Source organism: Pseudomonas sp. 21LCFQ02, assembly GCF_024129895.2.
GTDB lineage: Bacteria > Pseudomonadota > Gammaproteobacteria > Pseudomonadales > Pseudomonadaceae > Aquipseudomonas.
In genome coordinates this window covers 34,965-48,196 of record NZ_JAMYEA020000002.1, presented here as the reverse complement: position 1 = coordinate 48,196, position 13,232 = coordinate 34,965, and the positions used below count along the sequence as shown (strand labels likewise).

Annotated in this window: 8 protein-coding genes and 5 pseudogenes; 5 read left to right on the top strand and 8 right to left on the bottom strand. The window is 56.3% G+C overall.

Features of this window, described 5'->3' with window-relative positions; genetic code table 11:
* Positions 1–458: 458 nt before the first annotated feature.
* Positions 459–1,205 carry a replication initiation protein gene (locus tag NJC40_RS28355; protein ID WP_045492808.1) on the bottom strand — a complete coding sequence of 249 codons (747 nt, stop codon included), beginning with the start codon at positions 1,203–1,205 and terminating at the stop codon, positions 459–461.
* A 1,231-nt stretch (positions 1,206–2,436) separates the two neighbouring features.
* Here NJC40_RS28355 and NJC40_RS28350 point away from each other — a divergent pair.
* The 3 genes from NJC40_RS28350 (at position 2,437) to NJC40_RS28340 (ending at position 4,701) form a co-directional block, all read left to right on the top strand.
* Positions 2,437–3,069, top strand: a complete 633-nt coding sequence (locus NJC40_RS28350) for an AAA family ATPase (protein ID WP_045492811.1) — start codon at positions 2,437–2,439, stop codon at positions 3,067–3,069.
* Positions 3,066–3,371 (top strand): hypothetical protein, encoded by a 306-nt coding sequence (locus NJC40_RS28345; RefSeq protein WP_253116420.1) that lies wholly within the window; start codon positions 3,066–3,068, stop codon positions 3,369–3,371. Before NJC40_RS28350 ends, NJC40_RS28345 begins: the two co-directional genes overlap by 4 nt.
* Before the next feature lie 304 nt (positions 3,372–3,675).
* On the top strand, positions 3,676–4,701 hold the full coding sequence (locus NJC40_RS28340; protein ID WP_253141037.1) for a DNA replication terminus site-binding protein: 1,026 nt from the start codon (positions 3,676–3,678) through the stop codon (positions 4,699–4,701).
* Here NJC40_RS28340 and NJC40_RS28335 read toward each other — a convergent pair.
* The 3 genes and pseudogenes from NJC40_RS28335 to NJC40_RS28325 all read right to left on the bottom strand — a co-directional run.
* Positions 4,676–5,881 carry a tyrosine-type recombinase/integrase gene (locus tag NJC40_RS28335; RefSeq protein WP_253141036.1) on the bottom strand — a complete coding sequence of 402 codons (1,206 nt, stop codon included), beginning with the start codon at positions 5,879–5,881 and terminating at the stop codon, positions 4,676–4,678. The genes NJC40_RS28340 and NJC40_RS28335 overlap by 26 nt on opposite strands.
* A gap of 233 nt (positions 5,882–6,114) precedes the next feature.
* A pseudogene (locus tag NJC40_RS28330) lies at positions 6,115–6,711 on the bottom strand (methyl-accepting chemotaxis protein); the annotation flags it as partial.
* A gap of 309 nt (positions 6,712–7,020) precedes the next feature.
* Positions 7,021–7,998: pseudogene (locus tag NJC40_RS28325) on the bottom strand (cache domain-containing protein); the annotation flags it as partial.
* A gap of 385 nt (positions 7,999–8,383) precedes the next feature.
* Here NJC40_RS28325 and NJC40_RS28320 point away from each other — a divergent pair.
* Both NJC40_RS28320 and NJC40_RS28315 read left to right on the top strand, forming a co-directional pair.
* A pseudogene (locus NJC40_RS28320) lies at positions 8,384–9,391 on the top strand (methyl-accepting chemotaxis protein); the annotation flags it as partial.
* Between the two features lie 39 nt (positions 9,392–9,430).
* Positions 9,431–10,294, top strand: coding sequence for a methyl-accepting chemotaxis protein (locus tag NJC40_RS28315; protein ID WP_492180597.1), 864 nt, complete (start codon positions 9,431–9,433; stop codon positions 10,292–10,294).
* A gap of 49 nt (positions 10,295–10,343) precedes the next feature.
* On the opposite strand, the pseudogene NJC40_RS28310 reads toward NJC40_RS28315, so the two are convergent.
* From NJC40_RS28310 to NJC40_RS28295, 4 genes and pseudogenes are all read right to left on the bottom strand, one after another.
* Positions 10,344–10,775: pseudogene (locus tag NJC40_RS28310) on the bottom strand (methyl-accepting chemotaxis protein); the annotation flags it as partial.
* A gap of 111 nt (positions 10,776–10,886) precedes the next feature.
* A pseudogene (locus tag NJC40_RS28305) lies at positions 10,887–11,567 on the bottom strand (PAS domain-containing protein); the annotation flags it as partial.
* Between the two features lie 144 nt (positions 11,568–11,711).
* Positions 11,712–12,629, bottom strand: a complete 918-nt coding sequence (locus tag NJC40_RS28300; RefSeq protein ID WP_253141032.1) for a type II toxin-antitoxin system RelE/ParE family toxin — start codon at positions 12,627–12,629, stop codon at positions 11,712–11,714.
* Positions 12,623–12,856: a CopG family ribbon-helix-helix protein gene (locus NJC40_RS28295; protein WP_045492828.1), complete on the bottom strand. Its 234-nt coding sequence runs from the start codon at positions 12,854–12,856 to the stop codon at positions 12,623–12,625. The genes NJC40_RS28300 and NJC40_RS28295 overlap by 7 nt, the downstream gene beginning before the upstream one ends.
* Positions 12,857–13,232: the final 376 nt, after the last annotated feature.

Here is a 13,232-nt window from a genome sequence, read left to right as displayed (position 1 = left end):
TTGAACCGGTTTTATCTGCGAAGGCACCCCGCCAGAAGTTATGTGGCTTATCGACGCTCAGCCTCCTCGTACACGGCTGGAACCGAGCCAATGCACCGTTCAATATCCGGCATGGATCTATCGACTACAAATTCCGGCTATCCAGAGAAGAAGTCGCGAAAAAAGATATATAGCTATCAATATAGCTATAAATAAAAGCTAGCTATGTAGCTAGCTAGGTATATATCAACCGCCCGAACGCCCGAGACCATGGAGCTTCATTGGGTTGAGCGGTCGTGAAAGCAATAACGAGGGTTTTGTGCCGAATCTGCACGGGCATCAGGAGAGACGATGCATTCGACGAAAGCAGCGCCAATAAAAAGCATCCTATCGACTACAAATTCCGGCTATCTATCACTCTCTATTAGCTAGCTATATATCTATATAGCTAGCTATAAAACCACCTGCCCCCCTACCGGCTAGTCCTTGAGGATCTCCAGCGGATTCTCCGGCAATGGCTCCAGGCTATCGCCGAGCGACAGCCGCATCTGCGCCGCTTCCTGGAAGCGAAACACCAGGCTTTTCACTGTCTTGCCTTCGGTGATGGTCTCGTAGGTGATCGAGATTCCGGACTTGGCCATGATCTCGGTGATCGAGGGGGTGATGACCCGTTGACGCAGGTTGTTGAAGCGTTTGTAGCTGTCGCCCAGGTCGAGCAGGATCCGCAGTTTTTCGACTTCGATGACCAGCACGCCGGTGCTCTTGAACTGCATCAGCAGCTCGAACAGCCGAAAACTGTGCATCGAGTTGAGGTTGGCCACCCGACGCAGGTCGTAGGAGGTCAGCTTGCTGTTGAGCATCGACAGGTAGGGGATCACGTCAACGGTGAAGTTCAGGGTCACCCGGCCTTCACCTTCCGCATAGGCCGCTTTGTACACCCAGCGAATGCGTGTGCGGTTTTTGCCGTCGAAGGTCTGGATGTCACGCTCGTACAGCGAATCAGCCGCTTCCTTGAGGTTGGTGTAAGCAAAGCGGATCGGCACGCCATAGATCTCGGCGAAGCTCGCCGCGGTGACGGTGATCTTCGAAGGCATGGGTTTGCGCGGGTCGACCTGGGCGATCGCCGCCAACAACAGGCGCTGTTCCTGAAGCGTCAGACGATAGGACGCACTGATCAGATCGTTGGCTTTCGTCACAAGCAATGACGAAGGTTCTTTGGCGGACATCGACTATTCCTGACGCGGTGATGAGTCGATAGTAACAAGCTTGCCGAAGGAATATCGCACCGATTTTGCGGCCGCCTGCAATCAGGCGCGAACTGTTTTAGCCCATAGCCAGAATTTGTAGTCGATAGATGAGCAAGCAATAGCCGGAATTTGTAGTCGATGGCAGGCAGCGGGCCATAGCCGGAATTTGTAGTCGTTCAGCCATCAAATGACCCTAGCCAGAATTTGTAGTCGTTATTGACGAGTATTCAGCGTGTAGGACTCGTCTGTAGGACGCACCGGCATGGCTAAACGCCTTGTCTGGTGCGGCCTGGCGCCATAGCCGGAATTTGTAGTCGATAGATTCAGGGCCAATAGCCGGAATCTGTAGTCGATAGAAGATGCAGACCGAGCAGGTGCACAGGGGAGGGAACGAATACGGCTTATTGGATCCTATAAGCCCCGTCCAGCCTGTGGATAACAGCCGGAATTTGTAGTCGTCATAGCTGAAATTTGTAGTCGATACAGCTGAAATCTGTAGTCGTGATAGCCGGAATTTGTAGTCGTATAGCCGGAATTTGTAGTCGATACCTTGCTGGAGGCCACGTAAATCAAGGCCTCCAGAGGTGCTAAAAACAAGCTTTAAAAACAAGCTTTAAAAACAAGAAAAAAAGATTTTAAAAACGCGCGAAGAGCTCGCGCAGAAGCTGATTTTTTTCTTTGACAACAGGCAAAAGCAAAAAGCAAAAAAACACAAAGCGCGCAAAGCGCCCTGAGAGCTCGCATAGCGATGAAAACCACAGGCGCGCTAGGAGGTGCGCGAAGCAGGGTCTTTTGTTGCTCCAGAAGCCTCATAGAGGCCACAGAAGCCATCTATGAATACTTTCGCTAACCAACAATCGGTTGATAGCGAAAAATGCCTTGTCTGGAAGATCACCTGCCATTGACCAGCATCGAGTGCCTGGAAGCAGGCCAGAGCAACGGTGATTAGGCACATACCCAGCGATCAGCGCAGCAGACTCAGGTCAATTACTGACGAAGTACTCAGAGAAAACACACAAGCGCAAAGGCGATTGCCGTCAGCAAGCTGAGAATTTGCCTACAACTGATGTTCCTTCGACTGACGAAACGAGTATGCCATGACGTTGCCACATGAGGCCACAAGAAAATAGCTAGCTATATAGATAGATAGCTATAATGGTGGTCACAAAATGCTGCCTATATAAAGTCGGATGACTCGAAGGAGAACACAGTGACCATTTACGCATGCGTCAACACCAAAGGCGGTGTCGGAAAAACCACCACTGCCGTACACCTGGCAACCATGTTGGCTACGCGTGGCAAAACCCTGTTGATCGATGGTGACCCGCAGGCAAGCGCTGCAAGCTGGGCCGCATGGCGTCGTGATAACCCTGAATACAGCCCAAGCCCGACGACCGTGTGCTTGCAGGGCAAGGCGATCAACTCTGAAGGCCGCCAGTTGGCCAGCTCTTATGAGCATGTTGTCGTCGATGCCGGTGGTCGTGACTCAGTGGGTCTGCGTTCAGCGCTGTTGCTGGCTGAAGTGGTTATTGTTCCTGTCGGTGCCAGTTCATTCGATGCAGCCGCCATGACTGACCTGCTGACGGTTGTCGACCTGGCCCGTGACTACAACCCGGACCTGGATGTGAAGATGCTGCTGTCGAGGGTCGACACCCGCACCAAAGACACCGGTGAAATGCTTACATTCCTGGAAGAGCAATCTTTCAGTGTGTTCAAAACCAAAATCTGCGAACGGGTCGCCTTCCGCCGTTGCATCAGCGAAGGTGCGATCGTTCATGAACTCAAGCGTGACCACGCCGCTATCCAGGAAATGAACGCGTTCTTTGCCGAGGTGTTGGTATGATCAAATCCAAGCCGGATATCAAAAGTTTCCGGAAAGATCCAAATGAGTTCCTCGAAGGGGGAGAGGCCGACAAAGCACTGAGCAAATCGGCCGCTCGTGAGCAAGCGCCGGCCAAAGCACCCGAAGTGCTGGTCGAAGCCCTCAAACCAGAACCCACTGTGCAGAAGCTGTTTCGCCTGCGTTGGGATATCGCCAATGCCTTGAAGATTGGTGCAGCACAGGAATCGGCGAAAACCGGCAAACGGGTAACCGAGACAGACATCGTGCAGCAGCTGCTCAAGCAGCACTACAACCTCGACTGATCGTCGGCATCATTTTGCGGCTGCTATATATATGTATATATCTAGCTAGCTAGCAGAAGGTTAAAATGATGCGTCATCCGAGACCCAAGCCTGAAACCGGGCAAGTCCACCGCCACTGTGAATTGATAGCTAGCTATATAGCCAGCTATCAATTCACACCAATCGATTAATACCACCCCTTATGAATATAACCTTCTGCTGTTTAACTCCCCTCGCGCTGCGTGAATCGGCAGCGGAAGTGCGGGAGGTTGTCTGTCTAGCAAATCCGCTAGTATAGGGGTGGTATTACTTAAAGGTGTTCCAGATGCTTACTGATATCGTCACGGTATATGAACGGCTGCAGTCCAGATTGACCGCCTTTGCGCAGATCTGGCCCTCACAGGTGGTGTCCGGTACGGTCTGGCGGCTGCCGGTGCTGGCCGAACAAAAGGCCCCGGATCGTATTGAAGTCGAGCGTTTGCAGGGCAGTCAGGCGATTGAAGCAACACGCCAGGCCATGACTGCCTTTGAACGGGTCGCGGGCCAGGCGCCGGGGACGGTGATGCGTCTGCCGGGTTACTTCGCCTTGCGCGACAGCGTGTTGCCGCAGGTTCGTGAGATCAATGAGTTGAAAGATGAACTCATGGCCATGATCGAGAAGACCCGGCTTGAGTTGAATCTGGCACCTACCGCGCGATCAAAGATTCTCCGCCAAGCGTTGGGGCATCAGTTCAGCATGAAGCAACTGGGGCGGCACACTCAGGTCTTTGATAGCTGTCCGCGACTGATCGTGTTTACGTGGGCCGGACATACCACCGGCGGCGAACGGATCGAGGTGGGCAAGGTGCGCGAGTTGTTGAACAAGAACGCAGAGCTGCAGTCCGGCCGCGATAACGTCGCGCCAACTGAGACGTTAGCCGGTGCCGAGTTGCGGCGTATCGTTAACCTGGCTGACCACGCGACGTTGATCAAGTACAAGAAAGTCGCGCCGCACCCCCGGGCCATGCTGTATTTCTCCGCCAGCACCCGCTACGACGCGATGATTCACAGCAACCTGCCGATGTTCGTGCTGGCCGGGCAAGAGCCCATAGAGGTGCACGAGTTGCGTCATTTCGATCGGCATGCACGGCAGGCTGAGCGGCCAGACAAAAAGCCGCGCATTGAGGTGATTCCGCGCATGAACCTGTTCCTAAACCCGGACGACTTGGTCGGGATGCGCAAATCGCAGCCGACTGAAGGGCGCAATACCCTGGTGGCATCAACCTACTCAGAGAGCCGTAGCAAAAACACCGTCGAGCACGCCCAGGACGAAGAGCAGCTGGACCTCAATCTGCCGACAGATGAGGACTGAGCGGCAGCCTGGCGCCCTGCTCAATGAAATCGCTCCAGGCCTGCATCAACTGCCGGCGTTTCTCCAGCAGGTCGCCGCGGTGATAAGCAGCCTCGACTTTGTCGTCCAGGCTGTGCGCCAGAGCCATTTCGCAGACGTCGCGGGGGTAGTCCGTGGACTCAGCCGCCCAGGTACGAAAGCAGGAGCGGAACCCATGTGGCACGTAGTCACTGGCCTGCAGTGACTCCATCATTCTGCGAATTGCGTTGCCGGGCAGCCCGCGACTACGGCGGGCGTTGGGGAACACATAGACTGGATGGCGGCCGCGCTGCTGTTCCAGAACCTGCAGCGCGGCGTCGACCAGAGGCACCCGATGCGCTTTACCGGCTTTCATCCGGGTTGCATCGATGGTCCAGGTCCGATTGACCAGGTCGAACTCAGACCAGCGCGCTTCGCAGACTTCGGCACTGCGGCAAGCGGTATAGATAATCAGCTCGCAAGCCCGTGCTGCCGTTGTGTCCAGGCTGTCGAGCTGACGCACGAAAGCCCCCAGTCGCTCGGCCGGCATGGCTGAAAACGGCACCTGGCTGCGCTTGTGCCTGGGCAGCAATTTATCCAGATGGCCGCGCCAGCGCGCAGGATTTTCTCCGCTGCGTAACTGGCGGGCCTTGCCGGCATCGAGCACCAGTTCGATACGGTTACGCAGGCGAAACGCGGTCTCCGGAATCTGGGTCCAGATCGGTACCAGCACCTGCAGCACGTGATCGGTGTCTATTGCGTCAACCGGCAAGTCACCCAACACCGGATAGACATGGTCGCGCAACGAATGGGACCACTGCTGAGCGTGCCGGGCGTTTTTCCAGCTTTGCCGGTGCGTGGCGATGTAGCGCTCAGCCTCGACCCGAAAGGTCACCGGCCCTGTCGGCTGAATCTCATCTATGCGCGCAACCTGGCGGTGCAGCAGCGGATCGATGCCTTGCGCCAGGCCCAGGCGCAAGGTGTCTGCCGCCAGGCGCGCGGCTTTCAGGGAGACCGCTGGATAGCCGCCAAGCCCCAGATCGTGACGGCGCTTTTCAAATTGATAACGCAGTACCCAACTCTTGCCGCCACTGACAGCAACGCGCAGGAACAACCCACGACCGTCGCTATAACGGCCCGGCTCCAGCACGGCTTTGACAAAAGACTGAGTCAGCTTGCTCATGAGTGTTCGCGACCTGCGCCGCTCCTGCACTAATCAGGGTAATGACACACCAAGGCACAAATTCTACAACAAAATGTACGCGGAGGGTCCCTCCGCGTACATATGCGATTTAGCCCAATAAATACGGCAATTCAGGTGTGGGTCAAATAGCCTGACCCACACCTGACCCCACAGTGGTTATGGAAGAGGGTCCAAAGGACAGATGAGTCTCTGTCCTGGACGAAAGACGACGGTCAGATCTTGAAGCTGTCGACCAGTTGCTTGAGACGGCCCGCCTGCTGTGACAGTGCGGCACAGTCTTTGAGGGTTTCGTTGAGGTTGGCCACGCCCTGCTGGTTGAGGGTATTGATCTGGTTGATATCGACATTGAGCGTCTCAACCACCGCAGTCTGCTCCTCGGTGGCGGCGGCGACTGACTGGTTCATTGCATCGATTTCGCCAATGCGCCGGGTCACATCCAGCAAGCGGCCACCGGCCTGGTTGGCCACCTCGACGCTGCCTTGGCTGGACGCCTGACTTTCATTCATATTGACCACCGCATCATGAGAGCCGCTTTGCAGCTCACCGATCATTTTGTGGATCTCGTCAGCCGATTCCTGGGTTCGGTGTGCCAGGTTGCGCACTTCATCAGCCACTACCGCAAAGCCGCGTCCGGCTTCGCCGGCACGTGCAGCCTCGATGGCAGCATTGAGGGCCAGCAGGTTAGTTTGCTGGGAAATACCCTTGATCACGTCAAGAATGTGGCCGATGTTGTCGGTACTGGCATTGAGTTTCTCGATCTGGGTACAAGAACTGCTGATCTTGCCGGAAAGATCGTTCATGGCCTTGATGGTCTTTTCTACCACCTGCCGACCGTCTTCGGCTTCCTGACGTGCTTCACTGGCCTGGTTCGAAGCATCGGAGGCATTACGAGCGATTTCCTGGGTCGCAGCGCCCAGTTCGTTGATCGCCGCCGCCACACTGTTGGTGCGCGCGCTTTGTTCGTCAAAGCCGATGATCGATGAATTGGACGACTCTACCACGCGTTGTGAGAGGCCATGCACCTGCAGCGTGGCAGAGGACACTTCCACAATCGAAGCATGCACCCGCTCGACGAAACGGTTGAACGAGCCGCCCAGTTGCGCAAACTCGTCCTGGCCATGAATCTTCAGGCGTCGGGTCAGATCGCCCTCGCCCTCAGCAATGTCCTGCATGGCACGGCCCATGGCAGTCAGCGGCTGCATCAACGCCCGGATCAACAGCGACAGCAGCAAGGCAATGGCGGCCACGGCAATCAGAACCGCGATCAATGCCGAACTACGGAACTGGCTCAGAGGGGCATAAGCCTTATCCTTGTCAATCGACAGGCCGATGTACCAGTCAGCCCCCGGCAGACCAGTGATCGCGGTAAATGACAGCAGTCGGGACTGGCCATTGAGCACGACTTCGCGCAAGGGTTTATCCAGGCTGATGCTTTGCCCTGGGTAAATATCCTTGAGGTTTTTCATCACCTGATCTTTGTCAGGGCTGACAATTACTTGACCATCGCCGCTGACCAGCACGGCATGACCAATACCGCCAAAATCCACGGAGTTGATGATCTTTACCAGGGTATCAAGGCTCAGGTCGCCACCGGCAACCCCAATGATCTGCCCTTTGTTGCGGATCGGGCTGGCCACAGTGACCACCAGTCCACCCACCGACGCCTGATAAGGCGCACTGATGATCGTTTTCGCAGCCGCCACGGTGGTAGTGAACCATGGCCGCTTGCGTGGGTCATATCCGGCTGGCATATCGACATCAGGACGCTGGGTGAACACCCCGTCGCTGTCACCCACGTAGGTGAACTGGAAGGTCGAAAGCAGAGAAGGCGCGCCTACCATGCCGCCCAGATCGCTGTTTTTGATACCCAGGCGCTCAACGTCCTGGGTCAGGTTGTCCAGTATGAGGACACGTCCGTTGAGCCAGTTCTGTACGCTACTGGCGGTCAGCTCTCCTGCCTGGCCAACCGAGGCCTCAAGGTTCTGTCTGATGGTGGTGCGTTGCAGATAGTCGTTGTACAGCGTGAACAATGCAAACGCCAACACAACAACGCCAGAGGCGGCTAGCAGGATTTTGTGACGAAACTTCAAATTCATCAGGGTGTACTCAGGAACTGTCAGGCACGAAAACGAAAGGCACACTTCAAAGTTCAAGAGTTTCATTCTCTTGTACGCCAGTAATGCCTGTGTTCAACAACGAGGACTTCAGCAGTATAGGCAATTTTTGGTGGTGTACTTGTCGTACATCTATCCTTTGATTGACCGGGTATGCTGGCTTTTTCCACCTTTATAAACGGCTAATGCGGAGAATGAAAGCAGAGTGAAAGGTTCGCCTGTTTTTTTACATTTTCCGACGATTGGCGCTTATAGCTCGGCCGTTTGCGGCCGATACCGAGATGATTTAACGCCTTGTGTGGTTCACAACAACAATCCCTCCCACGGCCATTCCTATTAAAAATCAGACATTCCCGGAGAACGTCGAATGAATAGCTGGTTCGCCAACATCAGCGTCAATATGAAGCTGGCCCTAGGATTCGGGTTGGTACTTTTATTTACTGCCATTCTTTCATTGGTCGGCTGGACCGGTGTGAACAGCCTGATCCAGCGCAGTAACTGGATGGGCGATATCACGTCCCTGGGCCACGAACTGACCAAACTGCGCGTGACCCGTCTGCAATACATGCTCGCCAATGGTGATGAAAAGGTTGCCGATACCGTGCAGGTCTCTTTTGACGGTTTCAAAGGCCAGCTGGATCAATTGATCGGCACTTTCAAAAGCCCGGAAAATGTCAAACTGCTCAATCAATTGAGTCAGGTAACCAACGAGTACCAGAAGTCGTTCAACGACATGCGCAACGGTTACCGAACCGGTAGCAAGGCGCGCAGCGACATGACAACCCATGCCACCAAAGCCGTGGAACTGGTCGACCAGACTCTGGCTGAAGTACAAGGTGATCCGGATCGCCTGGATCAATACCAGGTCATGACCCAGGCCCGGCTCGACCTGCTCAAGGTGCGTTATGAGGTTCGCGGCTATGCCGCAGCGCCCAGTGACGAAGGCGAACAAAAAGCGTTCAGCCAACTCGATACCACCCTCAAGGATCTGGAGCGTATGAACAGTGTGTTCAATGGCTCCCAGGCTGAGCGCGTCAAGCAGTTGGAAACGGCACTGCGCAATTACCGCACGGCCTTGCAGGACTTCAAGGCTGGCAATGCCCAAGTCGTCCAGGCGCGCAAGGAAATGACCACTCAGGGTCAAGACATCGTCAAGCTCAACGAGCAGCTTTACCAACTGCAACTGGACCGTCGCGACGCTGAAAGCGCCCAGGCTCGGCAGTGGCAGATCATCTTTACCTTGCTGGCCTTGCTCCTGGGTGTGGTCGCCGCCGTCCTGATTACCCGGCAGATCACCCGTCCGCTGCAGCAGACGCTGGTGGTGGTCGAACGCATTGCCGCCGGCGACCTGACCCACAGTGAAACCGTGACTCGCCGCGATGAACTGGGCGTCCTGCAACAAGGCATCCAGCGCATGGGCAGCACGTTGCGCGAGTTGATCACCGGTATCCGCGACGGCGTCACTCAGATCGCCAGCGCCGCCGAGGAGCTCTCGGCCGTCACGGAGCAGACCAGCGCCGGGGTCAATAATCAGAAGACTGAAACCGATCAGGTGGCCACGGCCATGCATGAAATGTCGGCCACCGTCCAGGAAGTGGCACGTAACGCCGAACAGGCCTCGCACGCGGCTTCTGCCGCCGACCGTGAAGCACGCGATGGCGATAAAGTCGTTGCGCAAGCCATCGCCCAGATCGAGCGCCTGGCTACGGAAGTGGGCCGCTCGGCCGACGCCATGAACCTGCTGGAACAGGAAAGCGACAAGATCGGCAAAGTCATGGACGTGATCAAGGCCGTTGCCGAACAGACCAACCTGCTGGCCCTCAACGCTGCCATTGAGGCGGCGCGTGCCGGTGAGGCCGGACGTGGTTTTGCGGTGGTGGCCGATGAGGTGCGCGGGCTGGCCCAGCGCACGCAGAAGTCGACTGAGGAAATCGAGAGCCTGATCGCCGCCCTGCAAAGTGGTACCCGCCAAGTGTCGAGCATCATGCTCGGCAGCCGCGACCTGACCTCAAGCAGTGTGCAGCTGAGCCGCCAGGCTGGCGATTCGCTGGGCAGCATCACCCAGACCGTCGCCGGCATCCAGGCCATGAACCAGCAGATTGCTGCAGCGGCCGAACAACAGAGCGCGGTCGCAGAAGAAATCAGCCGCAGCATCATCAACGTGCGTGACGTTTCCGAACAAACCGCTTCGGCCAGCGAGGAAACTGCGGCCTCCAGCGTCGAGCTGGCCCGCCTGGGTGGTCAATTGCAGACCATGGTCAGCCACTTCAAGGTCTGACCCACCCCGAGAGCCTGGCCGCTTCAGGCGGCCAGGTTGCTTGCAATCGTTAACCCAAGCGGTTGGCGAACTGCCCCACCGCGTTGACTACCCGTTGAGCACCGTCCTGGATCTCGACAATCACCGAACCGGCTTGCGCCGCCAGGTCCAGCCCTTGCTGAGCCTGGTGCTTGCCACTGTCGATCACGGCCACCGCCTGCTCGGCCAGTTTCTGGTTCTGCTGCACCACCGAAACAATCTCTTCAGTGGCCTTGCTGGTACGCGAAGCCAGTTGCCGCACCTCATCGGCCACCACCGCAAAACCACGGCCCTGCTCACCGGCGCGCGCCGCCTCGATGGCAGCGTTGAGCGCCAGCAAGTTGGTCTGATCGGCAATGCTGCTGATGCTCTGGATGATCGAACCGATGATCTGCGATTGTTTATCCAGCGCAGCGATGCCTTCGGCAGCCTGCTGCATCTGCCCGGCCAGGCCACGCATCACCTCGACGGTCTGCTGCACGACCTGGGCACCACGCCGGGCGCTCTCGTCAGTGTGTTGCGAGGTGCCGTAAGCAATGCTCGCCGCTTGCGATACAGCCAGCTCGTTATTGACCTGATCCGTGATTACCGTGGCGAACTTGACGACTTTGTATAAGCGGTCATGGGCGTCGGTAATCGGGTTATAGGAGGCTTCCAGCCACACCGGACGGCCATGGCTGTCGAGACGCTTGAAGCGCCCGGTGACAAACTCCCCACGACGAAGCTTGTCCCAGAACGCTTGATAATCAGCGCCGTTGTACTCTTCCGGCTCGCAGAACATCCGGTGATGTTTGCCGACCACCTGATTCTTGCTATAGCCCATGCTCTGCAAGAACCGATCATTGGCCTCCAGCACATGGCCGCTCAGATCGAACTCGATCACGGCCGTGGAGCGCTGCAGGGCTTCGATAAGGTTTTCGTGCTCACGGGAGTTTTCGATGGTCCGGGTCAGATCACTGGCATGGATTGAAATGCTCTGCACGACCCCGGCCGAGTTGCGCACCGGTTGCAAAATCGAACGCAGCCAGGCTTCCTCACCATTGCCACGCGACAGCCGGATCACACCATTCATGTGCTCGGCACGGGTAATGGCTTGCTTGACCCTCGTAAAGAAGTCCAGCGGCTTGACGTAGTCAGGAATCAGCGTTTCGAGAGGACGCCCGATCAGATCGGCCGCCTTGTAGCCCATTTCCCTTTCGAAGTTTTGATTGACCGAAACAATTCGCCCCTGAGGGTCCAGATAGACAACGATCATCTCGCTATCAAGACTTTCCTTGACTTGCTGCAGGGAAGAAAGCTCTTCTCGTAACGCACTCAACTCTTGCTTCAGGCGCTTGTTAAACATGATGCCGGTCAACTCAATGCAATGGGCTGTTCTGAGCATCGGCTGACCACTATGTTACTTGAGCGCGCCCAGATAATTACTCACAGCAACCCGTTCGGCCTTGCGTTGCCCGGCGCGCAAAAAGTCCTTGAAACGCTCGCTGGCCATGACTTTTCCGGCTCGTGCATCAAGGTGGCGCCGCAGGCTGTCAGACACGCTGTCAGGTCCATGCTGCAGGGTATGAGAGCACAGCAGGGTCTCAACGAGTTTGGCGCGAAACTTCTCCAGGCCACGACCGCTTTCGACCCGCTTCCAGGTCGAGACAAACAGGGTTTCGCCACGGCCCGGACCGTTGCGCGAAACATAAGACACCGCGCACAAGCCCACACCGCTACGTTTGCGCCAGTGCACCGCACAGTGCTCATCCAGCGTCAGGACATCCTCTTGCAACCAGGCAAGGCCGCTGTGGCTCAGATGAATGATCGCGGCCTCCAAAGAGCCCAGAACACTGCCAAAGGCAGCGTCAGTGAAACGCTCCTGCAGCGCCACCTGTTTATTGCGCACCACACGCACCAGCCAGCCGGCGCTGCGCGGATCCCGGCTGATACCGCGCGGCACCCGATAGGTCAGGCCATCGACCAGACGGTCATAACAGCGCAAACCGGACACATCGACTGAAGAACTCACCCGAATGGCGGGTTCAACGTCCAGCGGCTGATTGATGGGCTGACCGCTACTGTGCAAAAAACGCAGAATCTGGACCGATTCCGGAGTGACCTGAAAGGTCGTCAGAAAGGGCCAGCGCTTGAGCGCCAGCTCACCGACCTTCGATGCCCGGCAAGCCTCCTTGGCGGACGCAGAGCGCTCCAGAGCACGGCTCTCGGCAACGACATCATGAACGATGGCCTGAGCCTGCTCGGCCCCTAAACGCTCCTTGTAGTGCTCGAAAATGTCATCCAGGTCAGCACTGGCCTTGCGTGTCAGTTTCAACATGATGGTTTTTTCCTCCACTTGGCTTCGATGTCAGCCAGGTCCAGCAGGTGGCCCGCACGGGCATCGGCCAAGCCTTCTTCGACAGGGTCCAGGCATGGTTGCTCTTGCAGATAAAGGGCCAAGGCCTGACGCAGATGCCAGCCCTGATCACGGCGCGTCATATGCGCCAGACGTTGCAAGGTCTCGAACTGCTGGAGATCCAGGGAGAGAGAAACGACGGAGGTCATGGAAGAATCCTGCACCTGCCATACGGCGCCAGGTTATGGCGTGCGATGGCTGTTCGCAATGATGTGATCGACTGGCGCTCCGGTTGCCAGACAAATCAAGTAATAAACAATAACCCAATATCAAATAGCCATGACCATTCCACTGTCGGCTATTATTACCGGGACGACTACCAACAGACCGTCTCGCCAGACATTAGTTCATTCATCTGTTATCAGCACACTCATTTAACATTAAGTAATGGGTGAATCGAAACACAAGACATTATTCATAACCGCCTGTAATCGAGCAAGCAATCCAGCAACTTATAAAGTGCCATCATTGTACCAGTTCGGAAATAATCTCCTGTAATATCGGCCATTTAACTCACTGATGTCG